This window comes from Rothia uropygioeca, assembly GCF_004136585.1.
Taxonomy (GTDB): Bacteria; Actinomycetota; Actinomycetes; order Actinomycetales; family Micrococcaceae; genus Rothia.
This window is the reverse complement of sequence record NZ_NOIR01000003.1, coordinates 241,559-258,161: the sequence shown is the minus strand read 5'-3', so window position 1 is coordinate 258,161 and position 16,603 is coordinate 241,559. Positions and strand designations below refer to the sequence as shown.

Annotated in this window: 15 protein-coding genes and 1 riboswitch; of the genes, 2 read left to right on the top strand and 13 right to left on the bottom strand. The window is 60.9% G+C overall.

The features are described from left to right. Positions 1-83: 83 nt before the first annotated feature. Together EWR20_RS09245 and EWR20_RS09240 are read right to left on the bottom strand one after the other, a co-directional pair. Positions 84-1,100 carry a nucleoside hydrolase gene (locus EWR20_RS09245; RefSeq protein ID WP_129360370.1) on the bottom strand — a complete coding sequence of 339 codons (1,017 nt, stop codon included), beginning with the start codon at positions 1,098-1,100 and terminating at the stop codon, positions 84-86. A 138-nt stretch (positions 1,101-1,238) separates the two neighbouring features. After that, the gene (locus tag EWR20_RS09240) at positions 1,239-2,816 is read right to left on the bottom strand and encodes an amino acid permease (RefSeq protein ID WP_129360369.1); all 1,578 of its coding nucleotides are present in this window, start codon (positions 2,814-2,816) and stop codon (positions 1,239-1,241) included. A 306-nt stretch (positions 2,817-3,122) separates the two neighbouring features. Further along, a riboswitch (SAM riboswitch) is annotated at positions 3,123-3,218 on the top strand. Positions 3,219-3,222: 4 nt separating this feature from the next. Between EWR20_RS09240 and EWR20_RS09235 the strand changes: the two genes are divergently transcribed. Both EWR20_RS09235 and EWR20_RS09230 read left to right on the top strand, forming a co-directional pair. Beyond that, positions 3,223-4,416 (top strand): cobalamin-independent methionine synthase II family protein, encoded by a 1,194-nt coding sequence (locus EWR20_RS09235; RefSeq protein WP_129360368.1) that lies wholly within the window; start codon positions 3,223-3,225, stop codon positions 4,414-4,416. Between the two features lie 44 nt (positions 4,417-4,460). Further along, the gene (locus tag EWR20_RS09230; protein WP_129360367.1) at positions 4,461-4,973 is read left to right on the top strand and encodes a PTS sugar transporter subunit IIA; all 513 of its coding nucleotides are present in this window, start codon (positions 4,461-4,463) and stop codon (positions 4,971-4,973) included. A gap of 34 nt (positions 4,974-5,007) precedes the next feature. On the opposite strand, the gene purU is transcribed toward EWR20_RS09230, so the two are convergent. The 11 genes from purU to EWR20_RS09175 all read right to left on the bottom strand — a co-directional run bounded on the left by purU (position 5,008) and on the right by EWR20_RS09175 (position 16,559). Beyond that, positions 5,008-5,880, bottom strand: a complete 873-nt coding sequence (purU, locus tag EWR20_RS09225) for a formyltetrahydrofolate deformylase (RefSeq protein WP_129360366.1) — start codon at positions 5,878-5,880, stop codon at positions 5,008-5,010. An 86-nt stretch (positions 5,881-5,966) separates the two neighbouring features. Further along, positions 5,967-7,154, bottom strand: coding sequence for an acetyl-CoA C-acetyltransferase (locus tag EWR20_RS09220; protein WP_255411264.1), 1,188 nt, complete (start codon positions 7,152-7,154; stop codon positions 5,967-5,969). Between the two features lie 113 nt (positions 7,155-7,267). Then, entirely contained in the window at positions 7,268-8,248 is a 981-nt protein-coding gene (locus EWR20_RS09215) for a magnesium and cobalt transport protein CorA (protein WP_129360364.1), read from the bottom strand. A gap of 45 nt (positions 8,249-8,293) precedes the next feature. Continuing rightward, positions 8,294-9,583: an adenylosuccinate synthase gene (locus EWR20_RS09210; RefSeq protein ID WP_129360363.1), complete on the bottom strand. Its 1,290-nt coding sequence runs from the start codon at positions 9,581-9,583 to the stop codon at positions 8,294-8,296. 245 nt (positions 9,584-9,828) lie between these two features. Beyond that, complete coding sequence (locus EWR20_RS09205; protein ID WP_129360362.1) at positions 9,829-10,386, bottom strand: DUF4870 domain-containing protein; 558 nt, start codon at positions 10,384-10,386, stop codon at positions 9,829-9,831. A 90-nt stretch (positions 10,387-10,476) separates the two neighbouring features. Further along, positions 10,477-11,571 (bottom strand): alanine dehydrogenase, encoded by a 1,095-nt coding sequence (gene ald / locus EWR20_RS09200; RefSeq protein WP_129360361.1) that lies wholly within the window; start codon positions 11,569-11,571, stop codon positions 10,477-10,479. Positions 11,572-11,698: 127 nt separating this feature from the next. Next, a complete protein-coding gene (locus EWR20_RS09195) occupies positions 11,699-12,115 on the bottom strand; it encodes a DUF3151 domain-containing protein (RefSeq protein WP_129360541.1) in 417 nt (138 codons plus the stop codon). A 182-nt stretch (positions 12,116-12,297) separates the two neighbouring features. After that, positions 12,298-13,323 carry a class II fructose-bisphosphate aldolase gene (gene fbaA, locus EWR20_RS09190; RefSeq protein WP_129360360.1) on the bottom strand — a complete coding sequence of 342 codons (1,026 nt, stop codon included), beginning with the start codon at positions 13,321-13,323 and terminating at the stop codon, positions 12,298-12,300. A gap of 263 nt (positions 13,324-13,586) precedes the next feature. Continuing rightward, positions 13,587-14,612 carry a hypothetical protein gene (locus tag EWR20_RS09185; protein WP_129360359.1) on the bottom strand — a complete coding sequence of 342 codons (1,026 nt, stop codon included), beginning with the start codon at positions 14,610-14,612 and terminating at the stop codon, positions 13,587-13,589. A 92-nt stretch (positions 14,613-14,704) separates the two neighbouring features. After that, positions 14,705-15,682, bottom strand: coding sequence for a hypothetical protein (locus EWR20_RS09180; RefSeq protein ID WP_129360358.1), 978 nt, complete (start codon positions 15,680-15,682; stop codon positions 14,705-14,707). A 241-nt stretch (positions 15,683-15,923) separates the two neighbouring features. Beyond that, positions 15,924-16,559 carry a TrmH family RNA methyltransferase gene (locus tag EWR20_RS09175; RefSeq protein WP_129360540.1) on the bottom strand — a complete coding sequence of 212 codons (636 nt, stop codon included), beginning with the start codon at positions 16,557-16,559 and terminating at the stop codon, positions 15,924-15,926. Positions 16,560-16,603: the final 44 nt, after the last annotated feature.

The window sequence follows — 16,603 nt, the reverse complement described above, 5'->3', positions numbered from 1 at the left end:
ATGTCACCTCGGCCCCAATGAGCTACCAGATTAGTCCGAGTCGGTCCTCCCGTCACCTTCAGGCCGAAACACGGACCCGCGGGCTAGGAGCTGATCCTGTCGACTCGCCGAGCGAGATCCACGATCGACGAACGCAGGCGCGAGAATCCTTGGTCCGGATCGTTCGATGTCACGAGCCGAGCTGAGGGCCTGCGTCCCAAGAGATTTCGCAAGTCGGCGACCGTCGCTCCGTAGGCCGGGCCATCGCTCGTCACGACGTCGATGTTGGTCGTCACGGCCTCGTAGGTCGCGTCCCCGATCGCGGCCGCGGAGGCGAAGAAGTCATGAACGTGGGCCATGTACCCGTAACCGTATTCTTCGTGGAACTCGAAGTAGAACCGAAGGGCGTCCTCCAGGACTTTGAGGAGTTCGGTCCCTCGCCCATGAGGATCGAGGGCTTGGGGATTGCCTGCGTCGATTGCCCAGGTTGCGGCTTCCTCCGGCATCAGTTCATACCGTTCGGTCGTCTCCAACCCGCACACCAACGGAAGTTTTTCTTCGGGCAGACCCCCGTACGCCTCATAGGCCGCGAAGACCTCGTGCGCGGCGTGCGGATCCGAGTGAATGTTCCATTCGGTCAACGGGGTCGTATTCCCGGGATGGAAAAATGCCCCGCCCATGATCGTGAGCGAACGGAGCAACTCGGGAAGCCGCGGCTCGATACGCAGCGCGAGAGCGAAATTCGTCAGGGGCGCGGTGCATATCGCATCCAGTTCCCCCGGATTCGCTCGCGCCAATTCTGCCCAAACTTCGGGGGCGTAACCATCAGAAATGCTCCCGGAGGAATGAACCTGCGCGTGGCCGATCCCTTGCGGCCCGTGCGTTTCGGGAGTGGTCGTCAGCTCCGCCTCGAGAGGCTGAGTCGCCCCCAGAAAGACGGGCACCTCCTCACGCCCGCACAACCGTAGGAGACCCAAGTTGTTCCTCGCGACGTCGTCGGCCGAAACGTTCCCGGGAGTGCAGGAGATCGCCTCGAAACTCACTTCGGGCTGGGCGGCCAGGTACACCAGGGCTATCGCATCGTCGATGCCTGTGTCGTTGTCCAAAAGAATGCGGGGCATGGACCCAGCATAGGTCCGAGCCATGCCGATCGGCAGATGCAGACGCGGACGGACCCGACGCTGGTCTCAGTAGGAGGTTACTCCTGCTGAGACCAGCGTCGGGTCTCCCCCAGTGTCCTGACCGCTCCGCATAGGGCGTCAGTCCTCGTCTTTTTCTTCCTCTTCGGGTTGATGGATGATCGTGGTGTTTCCGTGCCCGTGACGCCCACGCGTATGCGTACGCTGTGCGGCCGGACGATCCGCCACGATCGGGTAAAGACCGGTCACGCCTTCCCGTTCGGCCGCCAACTCGCGGACGCGCTTGCGAACCGCGAACCATCCGACGATCAGCGCGGGAACGATGATGATCATCGAACTCAACGTGTAAGTACCCACGGGATAGTCGAATCCGATCAGCACCACGACGCACCCGAGGAATACCAGGGTGACCCAGTTCGTCACCGGGGCAAAGGGCGCCCTGTAACTGGGCCTCTCGTAACGTCCTTTCTTGACGAGCGAGACGAACTTCATGTGCGCCATCGTGATCGCCACCCAACCGGCGATGATTCCGAGAGACGCAATATTCAGCACGATTTCGAAAGCCGCGTCCGGAACGAAGTAGTTCAGGATCACGCCCAACAGAGCCACGGCCGCGGTCAGCAGAATCCCGCCGTAAGGAACGCCCGACTTTGTCAGACGCTGGGCGAATTGCGGTGCCGAACCGGCCATCGACATCGAGTGCAGAATGCGCCCCGTGGAGTACAACCCGGCGTTGAGCGATGACAGCGCCGCGGTGATCACCACCAACTCCATAATCGGTCCCGCGGCCCCCACGTTGATCGATGAGAAGAACGTGACAAAGGGGGATTCGTCTTCGCTGAACGCCGTGTAGGGCAAAAGCAGGCACAACAAGAAAATCGCACCGACGTAGAAGATCGCGATACGAAGAATCACCGTGTTGATGGCTTTCGGGATCACCTTGGCGGCGTTGCGGGTCTCTCCGGAGGTGGTGCCGACCAACTCGATCGATGCATATGCGAAAACGACGCCCTGCATGATGACCATCGCCGGGAGGAACCCATTGGGGAAGAGCCCGCCGTTCTCCGAGATCAGCCCGAGTCCACGGGGGCTGCCTGTCGGTGTGCCGAAAATGACGAAAACAATCGCCAAAACCAGGAAGATGACAAGGGCGACGACCTTGATCAACGAGAACCAGAATTCCATCTCGCCGAAGACTTTGACCGAGATCAGGTTCATGATCACCACGACCACGATCACAAAGAGCGCGACGAACCACTGGGGTATTGCGTCGATGAACGAGCTGTACTGACCGAACCAGTGCACGTAAATCGCAATGGCCGTGGAGTCCACGATGGCCGTGGTTGCCCAATTGAGCCAGTACATCCACCCGGAGACGTAGGCGGCCTTCTCACCGTAGAACTCGCGCGTATAAGAAACGAAAGAGCCTGACGAAGGCCGGTGAACCACCAACTCGCCCAGCTGACGCAGGATCAGGTACGCGATGAGTCCACAGAGCGCGTAGTCCAAGAACAAGGACGGGCCGGCGCTGGCCAAGCGTCCTCCGGCACCGAGGAACAGACCGGTGCCGATCGCTCCTCCGATGGCGATCATTTGGAGCTGTCGAGGCCCCAAGCCTTGTTGAAGTCCGGCCTGTTCCTGCTCATAGGCCATTTCTTCCGGATATTTCGTTGCCTGCTGTTGAGGCGTTTGAGTCATAGGTTCCTCTAGATTTCGTGACACCGCGGGGCCGACGGTTCGCCTGTGCGAGGCGGGCAAGCCAGAGGAAAAGCGCGCGGCGTCGGTGTTGCATCAACTGGTCACTCGCCAGTCACGACCACCCTGTTGTGGTCACGACTACAGGCTGTAGTGATCTGCATCGGCAAAAGACGCATTCGACACGATAACCCCAAGTGTCACAATCACGTAACAGGCACCACACACGAAATACCGTGTCACAAGCCGTGACTGGCTCGTCTGCGTTGGAATCCCGGGCTCATCCCGGGAAAAGTGGGCCAAGGAATAGGACCATCCCGAGCGGCCGAGAGACTTGGCTCGACGACGCCGCAGCAACCCACGAGGCCCGACCCTCGTCGGTGCTAACGCCAAGACCGATGGAGGAAACATGCTGAACAGTTCCGACCGCATCCGCACGACCCACGTGGGTTCGCTGCCCCGCACGGACGAGCTCATCCAAGCCAACGTACAACGCGGCAAGGGTGAGATTTCCGAACCCGATTTCCAACGCGTACTGACCGATTCGGTCCACGAGATCGTGGGGAAACAAGTCGAGTGGGGAATCGACGTCGTCAACGACGGCGAATACGGTCACGCGATGGCCAGTGACGTGGACTACGGCGCGTGGTGGCACTACTCCTTCGCCCGGACCGGTGGCCTCGAAACTGTCGGTGACACCTCGTTCCGGGAAATCCTCAAGACCCCGGGAAACGGACGCTACAACAGCTTTGCCGTCCGCCGGGATTGGAACCGGTTCGCAGACTTCTATGAGTCATTGGACCTGGGCAACGACCCTGATGCCGAGTTCCCGATCGCGACCGGGCCGCTGACCTACAAAGGCCAGGACGCCGTCGCCGCGGACATCAACAACCTGCGAAATGCCGTGACTCAACAGGGCGCATCCGAGGCGTTCATCGCCTCGCTCTCCCCCGGCTCGGCCTCACGCATCGGAAATCATCACTACGCGACCGACGAAGAGTTCATCTACGCCTGGGCGGATGTTCTCCATGAGGAATACAAGGCCATCACGGACGCGGGATTCATCGTCCAGCTCGACGATCCCTCGATCGCCGAAGCATGGGACCAGTTGGTTCCGGAACCGACGATCGAGGAGTATCTCCGGTTCAATCAGCTCGCCATTGAGGCCGCGAACTATGCCCTGCGGGGAATACCTGAAGAACAAATCCGATTCCACCTGTGTTGGGGCTCGTGGCACGGGCCCCACACGACCGACATCGAGATCCAGCACCTCATCGACTCGCTCTTCACTATTAACGCCGGCGCCTACGTTTTCGAAGCCGCGAACGTCCGCCACGCCCACGAGTGGAAAGCCTGGGAGGATGTGAGTTTGCCAGAGGGCAAATTGGTCATCCCCGGGGTGGTTTCCCACTCGACCAACGTCGTCGAACATCCCGAACTCGTGGCCCAGCGCATCGAGCAATACGCTTCGGTCGTCGGCAAGGAGAACGTCATTGCGGGCACCGATTGCGGCCTCGGTGGACGTCTTCATCCGCAAATCGCGGAAGCCAAGCTCAAGTCCCTGGCGGAGGGTGCGCGCATCGCGAGCGAGCGACTGTTTTAGGGTGGACTGAAGAACCTTCGCAATCTCCCTTAAGGAATGAGCTCATGTCCGCTGATCAGCCCCAACCCCAAGATGCCGCCCCCACAAGCGAGCATCCCTTGCAGATTCTCGCGCCCGTCGCGGGAGAAATCATTCGGATCGAGCACGTCGACGATCCTGTTTTCGCCGGAAAGATGATGGGTGAAGGCTTCGGCATTCAGAACCCCACATCGGGAGAAATCGTCGCGCCCGTCGCCGGAGAAGTGACCGTGACGACGAGCAGCAAGCATGCGCTCGGCATCCGGACCGACGACGGCCTCGAGGTTCTGCTGCATTTGGGGATCGATACCGTCGAGCTCAAGGGCGCGCCCTTCGAGCTGCATTCGGCCAAGCACGACCGGGTCGCGGCGGGCCAACGACTGGGCACGATGGACATTGAGGCGGTCCGAGCCGCGGGCAAGGACCCGACGAGCATCGTGGTCATCACCAATTCCGCCGACCGGCTGGAAGCGCTTTCAGTACAGGGCGGTCAGGCGGCGCTGGGCGATGTGGCGGCGTCCGCTGTGCTCCGCGACTGATTGCTAACGCCCCGATTCCTTGGGGAGGTCCTCCCTAGAACACGATCGCGTGGTTCCCGTGCCAGAAGACGCGGTCTTCCGCATGGGCTTGGACGGCTCGGGACAAAGTCGCTCTTTCCACGTACGCTCCGTGTTTCTGCAGATCCGCAGGCGAAAACGTGTGGTCCACCCGCGTGACGTCCTGTTCGATGATGGGCCCAGCGTCGAGCTCCGGAGTGACGTAGTGTGCCGTGGCCCCGATGAGTTTGACCCCGCGTTCCCAGGCCATGCGGTAAGGACCGGCGCCGACGAAAGCGGGCAGGAACGAGTGATGGATGTTGATAATCGGCACATCGATCCGCCGCAGGAAGTCCTCGGACAGAATCTGCATGTACCTGGCCAGGACCATGAAGTCGGCTTTCCCGCTCACGAGCTCCATGATCTGTGCCTCGGCGACCGACTTGTCCGAGCCCTGGGAGGGAACGTGATGGAACGGAATGCCGAAGTATTCGACCTCCTCGCGCAGGTCTGGATGATTCGATATGACCATGGGGATCTCGACCGGAAGTTCACCGCGCTGCTGACGCCACAGGAGGTCGAGCAGGCAATGGTCCGATTTCGGTGCTAGAACGATCATCCGTTTGGGCTTGGAGCGGTCAATCAGTTGCCATTCGAGCCCCACGGAAAGCAGAGTTTCCTGCAGGTCGGACTCTATCTCCGGGATCGACTCGGAAAAGTTCTCTTTGTGAAAGACCGTCCGCTGGTAGAAGATCGGAGCCTGGTCAATACTCGTGAACTGGTCGCTCTGCAGAATGTTCCCGCCGTTGCGTGCTATCGCGGTAGCCACGGCTCCGACGATCCCCGGACGGTCGGGTCCCTTGACGACGAGGCAGCCCTGGTCCGCCAGACGGTCAATACGATGTGTCATAAAATCTCCGTGCTTCTTAAGGATCGAGGAAACGCACATGGCCCGGACCGGCACCGAGTGCTGGTCCGGGCGCATTCACGTGGTTTCTACCGGAACAGCAACAGGGCCTCGCCCTGCCCACCGCCGCCGCACAGCGAGACGGCGGCCTTGCCGCCATTCCGGCGCTTCAGCTCGTAGGCCGCGTGCAAGGCCAGCCGCGCGCCGGAAGCACCGATCGGGTGACCCAGCGCAATCGCGCCCCCGTGAATATTGATCTTCTCCTGGTCGATGTTCAGGTCGCGACCGGACTGCAGAGCGACCGCGGCAAAGGCCTCGTTGATCTCCCAGAAATCGAGATCCTGAGCCGTCCAACCGCCCTTGTCCAAGGCGGCCTGGGTCGCCTGGGACGGTTGAGAATGCAGGGCGCCATCAGGGCCCGCCGTTTGGCCGGCTGCCCCGACCTCGGCAAGCCATTCGAGTCCGTGATCCTCTGCGAACGTCTTGGATGTCACGATCAGCGCCGCGGCACCGTCGGACAGCGGCGAGGAGTTTCCGGCAGTAATCGTGCCGTTGTGGGCAAAAGCAGGGCGCAGCTTGCCCAAAGTTTCGGTCGTGGAGTCGGGGCGGATGCCCTGGTCCGAATCCACCGTCACGGGTTCGCCCTTGCCCTGGGGAATTCTCAGCGGTGCGATCTCTTCGCCCAGAATCCCCGATGCCGCGGCCTCACCCGCTCGGCGATGCGAAGCGGCCGCGATCTCATCCTGCTCCTCACGTCCGATGCCGCGAGGCACGTTGTCCTCTTCGGTCATCGCACCCATCGAGCGACCGTCCTGTGCGTCCGTGAGCCCGTCACGCGCCACGGCGTCGACAAGCCGAAGGTCCCCGTACGATTTCCCTGCCCGTACCCCGGGGGCCACGTGCGGCGCTGAGGACATGGATTCTTGGCCTCCGGCCACCACGACGTCGGCCTCCCCCAAACGAATCAGCCGAGCGGCCTCGGTCACGGCAGCGAGACCCGAAAGGCAGACCTTGTTGAGGGTCATGGCTGGAACATTCCGTGAAATTCCCGCTTCCAGCGCCGAGGATTTCGCCGGGTTCTGTCCGCAACCGGCCTGGACCACGTGCCCCATGAAAACCTGGTCCACCTGCTCCGCGGACACCCCGGAACGTTCGAGGGACGCGGCGATCGCGTGAGCCCCAAGGTCCACGGCCGTGAGCCCCGCGAGTTGTCCCATAATTTTTCCCTGCGGAGTGCGAGCGCCGCCCACAATCACGACGTCATTGAGATGGGACACGGAAGAACTCCTTCGATCGGCACGGGCGCGTTGCACCACCTCATGGTACGACAGGGCGCGAGCCCGGCGGATATTCATGAAGCACAAGTCCGAGACACTGTCTCGAAGTCCGGCTACATCCAGTTCTTCTTCTTGAAGACCAGATATAGGGTCCCGCAAATCAGGGCCATCAGTCCCAGGACCAAGGGGTAGCCCACGGTCCATTTCAGTTCCGGCATGACCTCAAAGTTCATGCCGTAAATCCCCGCGATGACGGTGGGGACCGCCAGAATCGCGGCCCAGCTCGAGAGCCTCTTCATGGCGTCGTTCTGCCGTTGGCCCACCAGCGTGGAGTCCACGGTGAGCGCGTTCTGCAAGGCGGAGCGGAGGCTGTCCAGGTGTTCCAGTGCTCGCAGCACGTGGTCCTTGACGTCGCGGAAATGCGGATGGAGCTGCTTCGGGGTCTCATACTTCTCGGCACCGCGCATCAACAGATCCAGCAAGTAACTCAGCGGGCGCGTGCCCCGCTGGAATTTCACGACTTCTTTGAAAAGTTCGTAAATGCGCTGGGAGGAATTGCTTCCCGTGAAAAGATCCTCCTCGATCTCGTCCAGGTCTTCTTCGAGGTCCATCAGGATCGGTTCGTACTCGTCGACAACGCCGTCGAGCAGGAAATACAGCAAAGTCTGCGGATTGTGCGGCTCCAGGTGCTGGCGTTTGAACGCTCGACGCATCTGGTTCAGGACCAGCTGGGAGGCCCCACCTTCCGGTATGGTCACCAGAAAGTAATTGGGCCCGATGAAAGCGTGAATTTCACCGATCGACAGCTTCTCGGTCCTGTCCGTATACGAGATCGGATGAACCGCCAGGAAGAGCGCCTCACCGTATCGCTCCAGTTTCGGCCGTTGATGTCCGTGCGAGGCATCCTCGACCGCGAGGGGGTGAAGATCGAGGGACTCCGCCAGACGTTTCAGCTCCTCGTCCGAAGGATCCTCGACCACCAAACATGCGCTCGAGCCAGGAGAGGTGGACAACGCTGCGATGGCGTCCTCCGCCGAATCCTGCGGATGAGTTTGTTCGCTCGAATCAATGAGAGTGTGAAGAAGATACGCCATGCTGAGCCCGTCTATCCGTGGTCACTGCTCGTTCTTGACGGTGCTTCACTCATCGATGAGATCACGAACGACGATCGTGTTCTCACGCCCCGGCCCGACGCCGATCGCAGAGATACGGCATCCCGAGAGTTCTTCGAGTTTTTCGACGTACTTCCGTGCGTTCTCCGGAAGGTCGTCCAGAGACTGTGCTTGAGAGATGTCCTCGGTCCATCCGTCGAAGTACTCGTAGATCGGTTTGGCATGGTGGAATTCGGTTTGCGTCATCGGAATCTCGTCGTGCCGCACCCCATCGACGTCGTAGGCCACGCAGACGGGAATTTGCTCAAGTCCGGTCAGAACGTCCATCTTGGTGAGGAAGAGGTCGGTGAACCCGTTGATACGGACCGCTTGCCGGGCCAGAACCGCGTCGTACCAGCCGCACCGGCGAGGACGGCCGGTATTCACACCGAACTCGCCACCGGTCTTTTGAAGGAATTCGCCCCACTCGTCAAAGAGCTCGGTCGGGAATGGCCCGGCACCCACACGGGTCGTATAGGCCTTCTGAATGCCGATCACTCGTGAGATTCGGGTCGGGCCCACACCGGAGCCCACCGATGCACCGCCGGCTGTGGGATTCGACGAGGTCACGAAGGGGTATGTCCCGTGGTCGACATCCAGGAAGGTAGCCTGGCCGCCCTCCATGAGTAAGGTTTTGCCCTCGTCGAGCGCGTTGTTCAGAACCAGCGTGGAATCCACGATCATCGGTTCGAGCCGCTGAGCGAATGACATGAAGTAATCGACGATCTCATCGACTTCCACATGGTGCCGGTTGTAGACCTTGACCAGAAGCTCATTCTTCTGGCGGAGGGATCCCTCGACCTTCTGCCGAAGGATCGACTCATCCATGATGTCCTGAACGCGGATGCCCAAGCGACCGATCTTGTCCATGTAGGCGGGGCCGATGCCGCGTCCCGTCGTTCCGATCGCGCGCTTGCCCAAGAAACGTTCGGTCACCTTGTCCATGGTCTGATGGAACGGCGCCACGAGGTGAGCATTCGCGGAAATCCGCAATTTGGACGTATCCGCCCCGCGAGCTTGAAGGCCGTCGATTTCCTCGAAGAGAGCCTCGGGATTGACGACCACGCCATTTCCGATCACCGGCGTCGCGTTAGGACTCAGGATTCCAGCGGGCAGCAATTTGAGTTCGAACTTCTCCCCGCCGACGACGACGGTGTGGCCAGCGTTGTTTCCGCCATTCGGCTTGACGACGTAGTCGACGCGGCCGCCGAGGAGGTCGGTAGCTTTGCCTTTGCCCTCATCGCCCCACTGGGCGCCGACGATTACGATTGCTGGCATTTGGAAAATCCACTCCTGTTGACAGGTCACCAACCGGGTTTCACGGCGGCGAAAGGCACGCGGGACATGAGCGCCTCGCAAAGCCACAGTCCAGGATACCTGCTGCAGTCGGTCGCATACTCGCTCGGACAGTATTTTTCGAGATGAAGGCGCCGCCCGGTACCTTCTCGGCCCGCGACCGAGAACTGCGGAATACCAGGCGGCGCCGACATGGCCAAGTTGGATCCGTGACGAACGGACCCCTCTTAGCTGAGGATCGAGATCTTCATGGGATAGCGATAGATCTCGCCCTTATTCGCTTTGACCGCCCCAATGATGTGGCAGATGAACGCGACGACGTTGACGACAACCCATACGGGAAGGGCGATGACAATGCCGACCCCGAAGGTCACGATGACGAGGATCCACGCGGCAATGTTGACGATCCACACCAAGGCATTGAAATTGAACGCTTCTGCAGACGAGACGCGCACAAATTGGTAGCCGGGCTTGTCCTTGTAGATGAACCAGAAGACCAACGGTCCGAGAATGCTCAACCAACCGGCGGAAATCAGGAGGATGACGAGTGTGGACAAGTGCGAGAGCACTGCCATCGTCCGAGCGTCGGATGGAATGCGATTCCCGTAGGCATCGAAGGATCGGTCCTGCGGCCCAGGACCGGGGCCACCCGGACTGCCCTGAAAGCCTGGCTGCCCGGGGTTTCCGGTCGGGCCTGGCTGTCCCGGCTGTCCGGCCGATGAGGCGGACCCGTTCCACGAGCCCCCGTCCGGTGGCTCAGGCGCGTGGGGAGGCTGATTCGTCATGGTGTCTCCGTTGCTTTTCGGGCGATGTAACTACACACCTACTGTATGGGCCATTTTTCGTGACGTCGACGCCATTATTGCGGCCGAGGCCTACCCCCGGCGGGCCGGCAGATCCGGGAAGGCATCGGCCACGCCCCGGAAGACGATCTCTCCCGCGTCCGTATTGAGACCGGCGGCCAAAGCCGCGGACCGCTCGAGGGCGTCGTCGATCCCTTGAGCCAACTGCAGAATGAACGGCAGGGTCGCGTTGGTCAACGAGGCGGTGGCCGTCCGCGGAACGGCGCCCGGCATGTTGGCGACGCAATAGTGCCGAATACCATCAACCTCGAAAACCGGATCATCGTAGGTGGTCGGATGCGACGTCTCGAAGCAACCGCCCTGGTCGATCGCCACGTCGATGAGCAATGATCCCGGCTTGAGAAGTTTGAGATGCTCCCGGCGGACCAGCTTCGGGGCAGCAGCACCCGGGACAAGAACCGAGCCGATGACGACGTCGGCCTGTTCCAGTTCGCGTTCGATGTTGCGCGGGTTGCTCGCAATCACGCGGGCAGAATTGCCGAAGTAGTCCGTGAGCTCGCGGACGCGCGGCAGATAGGCATCGAGGATGGTGACCTCGGCCCTCAGACCGACGGCCAACAACGCGGCTTGGGTTCCGACCATGCCGCCGCCCAGGATCACGACGCGAGCCGGGGTCACGCCCGGGGTTCCTCCCAGGAGAATACCGGCCCCTCCCTCGGTGTGCAGGGAATACTGGGCAGCCGCTTGAGCAGCTAGTCGACCGGCGATCTCGGACATCGGGGTCAGCAGAGGAAGAGATCGGCCCTCGCGCACGGTCTCGTACGCGATGGCACGGGTCCTGTTCTTGAGGAGTGACTCGGTCAGTGCTCGGTCTGCGGCGAGGTGGAGGTAGGTGAAAACGGTCAAGTCCTCGCGAAGAAAGCTGTACTCCGATTCGATGGGCTCTTTGACCTTGACCAAGAGTTCGGCCTTTTCCCAGACCTCTTCCTGAGTGCCGAGCTGCGCTCCCGCCGCGAGGTATTCCGCGTTGCCGAAGCCAGCACCGGTTCCGGCACCGTCTTGGACGAATACCTCGTGTCCGGCGTCGACGACAGCATGTACGCCATCGGGGGTCATCCCGATTCGGCGCTCGCTCGGCTTAATCTCAGTAGGCACGCCAATACGCATTTTTTTTCGTCGTTCCTTTCGATCACAGGGATCGATGACCTCTTTGTCATCGCCCTCGATCAATTATGACGCTTCCCACCGCGACTATCACCCATGTGTGGCCCAGAGTTCCGGGGATCCGTCCCCGCTAGGCGAGCTGGGCTGCGGCTTCCGGGTCGGAGTCGTCGAGGAATTGGGCGATGCGCTCGGCCTCGTCGTCCTCCCCGATTGCCGACGCTGCACGGCCCAACAGATATAGGGACTTCAGGAACCCACGATTCGGCTCGTGCGAGAACGGGATCGGACCGTGTCCTTTCCACCCGTGGCCGCGCAATGCATCCAAGCCCCGGTGGTACCCGACTCGGGCATAGGCATAACCCTCAACCACGTATCCGGAGTCGAGAGCATCCTGCGCGAGGACTGCCCATGCCAATGATGACTTGGGGAATGCACGGGCGAGGTCTTCTCCCTCGTCACCGGCATCGATGCGCGCACGCAGCTCGAGTTCGTCGTCGAGGTAGGTGGGCTCGGGCCCGTCCAAAAGATTCTTGCCGGCTAGGGACATAGCGGATCCTTTCGTGGTCATTCGCAGCTCCTCCCACTGTACCGGGATCAGCATGCGGGAAGCCGACCGCACAGTGCGGACGTCGTGCGCGAGACAGAAAGCCGAAAGCGCACCGGAATCGCTGTGAAACCGATGCGCTTTTGGCTTGTCGACGCGGCAGCGACCTGCGGCCGCTGGGGCGTCTACTTGATCGCGGTGCCCGCCGAGCCGAGGTGCTCGCATGCTTCCACCACGCGGGCGGACATGCCGTCTTCGGCCTTGGCTCCCCAGGTGCGGGGATCGTAGAGCTTCTTGTTGCCGACTTCGCCGTCGATCTTCAGAACGCCCTCGTAGTTGGACAGCATGTGTCCAGCAACGGGTCGGGTGAACGCGTACTGGGTGTCGGTGTCCACGTTCATCTTGATGACACCGTAGGAAACCGCGTCGGCGATTTCCTGTTCGCTCGAGCCGGAACCACCGTGGAAGACCAGGTCGAAGGGGCGCTCCTTACCGAGCTTCTCGCCTACTTCCTGCTGGATCTGCTGGAGCAGCTCGGGACGCAGTTTCACATTGCCCGGCTTGTACACGCCGTGAACGTTGCCGAAGGTCAGAGCCGTGATGTAACGGCCCTTTTCCCCGTTTTCCCCGAGCGCTTCGATGGTCTTGAGGGCGTCTTCCGTACTGGTGTACAGGGTGTCGTTTATTTCACCGACCACACCGTCTTCTTCGCCACCAACGGCACCGATCTCGACCTCGAGTACGATGTGCGCCTTGCCGGTACGCTTGATGAGGTCCGCGCCGATGCGCAGGTTCTCCTCGAGCTCGATGGCCGAGCCGTCCCACATGTGCGAGTTGAAGATCGGGTCCTCGCCACGTGCGACCGCGTCCTCGGATTCCTTGAGCAATGGCAGAACGAAGCCGTCCAGCTTGTCCTTGGGGCAGTGATCGGTGTGCAGCGCGATGTTGACGTCGTACTGCTTGGCAACCTCGCGAGCAAACGCAGCGAATGCGAGCGAACCGGCCACCATGTCCTTCTTGCTGGAGCCTGACCAGTACGCAGCGCCACCGGTGGAAACCTGGATGATTCCGTCCGACCCGGCCTCTGCGAAGCCGCGGATCGCGGCGTTGAGCGTCTGAGAAGAGGTCACGTTGATGGCGGGGTAGGCAAAGCCTTTGGCCTTGGCCTTATCAAGCATTTCCGCATAAGCGTCCGGGGTTGCGATGGGCATGCTGACTCCTTTGTAACGGAAGATCGGGCCGACGCCGTGTCGACCCCTGATAGCTGAAGGAACCCGGTCACCCAGGCCCTCCACAAACCTGCTTTTAGTCTAACAAGACACATCTGAAGCAGAAGGGAGAATTCCCCACAATTTCCCAAGTTAAGCCACAGAAACCCACCCTTGCTGCGGCCCTCGTCCGTCCGGGAGAGGGGGCATGCTCATGGCGGTGCCCCGCAACCACCGGGTCACGGGGCACGTCGCGGGACACGGTGTCAGAACGGATCGGCATAGAGCGCTTCGTCCGCGCCGTTGACCGGACGATCCGGATCGCCGAACATCGCAAAGAACTGGATGGGAGTTCCGTCGCGATCTGTGAAGGAGAACGTGTATCGCCCCGAAGGGAGGTCCGCGAGAATTCCGCCCTTCAACTGAACCTGCCCTTTGTCATCCTTCTGGAAATGGGCTTCGGTAGGCACGGTGACCGGCTTTCCGGTTGCTCCGTCACGATAGGTCACGTCAACCTTAGGCTGGTCACCATCCGGAAGGGCGTACGTGCTCTCGGGCAGGAACGTCACGGAGTCCAGCCCGATGGGTTGTGTATGCAGATGAGCAGGACCGGCATTGGCCAGGGACTGCTGGTCTCGAAGGATCGCAAGGGTGGCCTCAGCGCCGTACACGTCTCCGTAGGCCAGCTGCGGTATATCGTTCGGTTGACCGTCATCTCCCAGGAAGGGTGGCTGACCACCTTCCAGACCGTCCGGGTTGAGGGGGCCTTCGAACTGAATCATTTGCTGACCCTTGGTGTTGTCGAGCATCGTGCTCCCACTCAAGTCGACCATGCCTCCCTTCGAGTCGACCACCAATTCTTCACCGTGCACACCGTCGCCGATCTTGGCCCGATACAGACCGTCAGGTGCCGATTCGGGTTTTTGGCCTTCCCTGGGGTATTTGAGAAGTTTGAAGTCTGTCGACCCCAGACCTTGCTGCTGGGCGAGTGTCATGGTCGAGCCGGTGCCCGCCCGCAAGGTGTACCCGGTCGGGGCCGTACCGTGTTCGTCTTTCCACGGGCCGTCGTTGTCTGTGGGTGGTTGCTCTGCCGTGCCTGCAGATTCGGTTCCCGCAGCAGATCCGGACGCCGGCCCGGCCGACGGCGCCTGCTGAGAGGCGTCGGGAGACTCAGCGAGTGCCGGAACAGCCGCACCCACGCCCAGAGCGGTGCCGGCTCCCAAGGCCATGACTGCCGCGGTCGAGGAGGTCATCTGGACCAAGTCGGTCAGAGGATTCATGTGATTCTGCATGTTTTCTCATCCTTCGATGTGTCGGGATTACTGCCCGTTCGTCCTGTGACCTGACGTGATGAGGTCAGGCCCCAGAATTCAACAACGCGACCTCAGGAGGGATCGTCGTAGAGCGGTGATTCGCCAGGGCGTTCCTGGTGATTCGCGTCAGCAAGCATCACGTAGACCTGGTGATAGTTGCCGGCTTCGTCGGTGAAGGAAAAGCGGTAACGCCCTGAGGGGAGATCCTTGAGCTGACCTTGTTGGATGCTCAACTCACCATGGATGTTCCTGCCCAGATATGCGACGTCCGGGACCACGACGGCCTCACCCGTTTCGGCATCCCGGTACGTAGCGTTGACCCGAATGTTGGCCATGTTCGGATGGGGAATGGGTGTTTCTGCGGTCACCGGAATGTCATCCGTTCCGGCGTCGTGGACCGGCAACCCGGTGGATTTATTGCGCACGCTGTCTCCTGCGGTATCCGCCGGAACCACGAGGTGGTTCGAGTCATAGAGAACGCCGCCCTCGGCCAAATGCGGTTGATCGGCCGGTTGATCATGGGAGTCCAGAAAACGATGCTGCTCGTTGGTCCCCGGGTCGGGATTGAGGGGCCCCTTGACCTGGACCATGAGCTGACCGTGAGCCGATTCGATCAGCTGCTCACCTTGGCTGATGTCCAGGATGCCGCCGCTCGATTGGGCGGTGAGTTCCGTTCCGCAGACCCCATTGCCGATCGTCACCTTGTAGGCGCCATCGGGCGCAGGACCCAGACCCACGGCATCGGGTAGCGAAGCCTCGAGTTCGAGCCGGACACCGCCCGGCTCCGTCTGGGTTACCGCCCCGGTAGGTCCTCCTGCAGCCGGAAGTCCACTAAAGGGTATCGGTGCCGTTCCATGGGCCTGTTTCCATGGGCTGTCCTCGGACAGCGACGGATCACCCGTTGTGGGACCCGAATCGCACGGCGTTTCGTCCGGCGGCCAGGCCGCTTGAGCGGGCGAGGAGGCCCCGACGAGAGTTCCGAAGCCCAGGGCAGCCGCTGCCGCAGCCGCGATGAGAGGAGACATTTGCTTCTGGTGCGAGAAATTCATGACTCTTCCGCTCCTTCAGGTCAACCGTGCCAGGAAAGATTCCTGACCTGAGCCCCTGTTCCGTCGAATCTTTGAGAAGATTTCGGGGAATCCGTTGCTCACACATTGAGCATATGAAGAGAAAAAGAGATTTGGGTTACCGTTTGATCTCAATCCACAAGAAACTGCATAACATTTCAATAACCCTTGGAAATCGGCCGAAAACAGTTCAGAAGAATTGGAATGACAGATTTCTTGGTTATCAGATCACGCGTTGGTCAAATACGTGACGGCGAATCCACGAATGCATTGCAACGGCCGCGGCCGCCGACGCATTGATGGATCTCGTCGAACCGAACTGCTCGATCGACAAAGTATCCACCGCTGCGTCTTTCATCTCCTGGCTGATCCCCGGGCCTTCCTGCCCGAAAACCAGGACGCAATCTCGCGGAAGGTCATAGGTTTCTAACTTCCGAGAATCCGGGAAATTGTCGATACCGATGACGGTCAGCCCCTCGGATTGGGCCCATTCAATGAACGATTCCACGGTGACATGGTGCCGAACATGCTGATATCGATCCGTGACCATTGCGCCGCGTCGATTCCACCGTTTTCGTCCGATGATGTGGACTTCCCGGGCAAGAAAAGCGTTTGCTGTTCGAACCACGGAACCGATATTGAGATCGTGTTGCCAATTTTCGATGGCCACGTGGAAAGAATGCCGTTTGGAGTCCAGGTCCGCGATAATCGCGTCCATGGTCCAATAACGGTATTCGTCGGTGACGTTCCGGCGGTCGCCCTCGCGGAGAAGTTCGGGATCCCAGTGATCCCCCTCCGGCAATTCCCCTTGCCACGGGCCGACTCCGACAACATGCTCGGCCGCCGCACCGTCCGTCACCGGCGTGGGGACCTCGGTGCCCGCTGCTTCCGAGGCTACACATT

What these genes read in the sequence shown, in the direction of transcription:
- EWR20_RS09245 (WP_129360370.1), bottom strand. Translation starts at nt 1,100, where the DNA reads ATGCCCCGCATTCTTTTGGACAACGACACAGGCATCGACGATGCGATA.
- EWR20_RS09240 (WP_129360369.1), bottom strand. Translation starts at nt 2,816, where the DNA reads ATGACTCAAACGCCTCAACAGCAGGCAACGAAATATCCGGAAGAAATG.
- EWR20_RS09235 (WP_129360368.1), top strand. Translation starts at nt 3,223, where the DNA reads ATGCTGAACAGTTCCGACCGCATCCGCACGACCCACGTGGGTTCGCTG.
- EWR20_RS09230 (WP_129360367.1), top strand. Translation starts at nt 4,461, where the DNA reads ATGTCCGCTGATCAGCCCCAACCCCAAGATGCCGCCCCCACAAGCGAG.
- purU (WP_129360366.1), bottom strand. Translation starts at nt 5,880, where the DNA reads ATGACACATCGTATTGACCGTCTGGCGGACCAGGGCTGCCTCGTCGTC.
- EWR20_RS09215 (WP_129360364.1), bottom strand. Translation starts at nt 8,248, where the DNA reads ATGGCGTATCTTCTTCACACTCTCATTGATTCGAGCGAACAAACTCAT.
- EWR20_RS09210 (WP_129360363.1), bottom strand. Translation starts at nt 9,583, where the DNA reads ATGCCAGCAATCGTAATCGTCGGCGCCCAGTGGGGCGATGAGGGCAAA.
- EWR20_RS09205 (WP_129360362.1), bottom strand. Translation starts at nt 10,386, where the DNA reads ATGACGAATCAGCCTCCCCACGCGCCTGAGCCACCGGACGGGGGCTCG.
- ald (WP_129360361.1), bottom strand. Translation starts at nt 11,571, where the DNA reads ATGCGTATTGGCGTGCCTACTGAGATTAAGCCGAGCGAGCGCCGAATC.
- EWR20_RS09195 (WP_129360541.1), bottom strand. Translation starts at nt 12,115, where the DNA reads ATGTCCCTAGCCGGCAAGAATCTTTTGGACGGGCCCGAGCCCACCTAC.
- fbaA (WP_129360360.1), bottom strand. Translation starts at nt 13,323, where the DNA reads ATGCCCATCGCAACCCCGGACGCTTATGCGGAAATGCTTGATAAGGCC.
- EWR20_RS09185 (WP_129360359.1), bottom strand. Translation starts at nt 14,612, where the DNA reads ATGCAGAATCACATGAATCCTCTGACCGACTTGGTCCAGATGACCTCC.
- EWR20_RS09180 (WP_129360358.1), bottom strand. Translation starts at nt 15,682, where the DNA reads ATGAATTTCTCGCACCAGAAGCAAATGTCTCCTCTCATCGCGGCTGCG.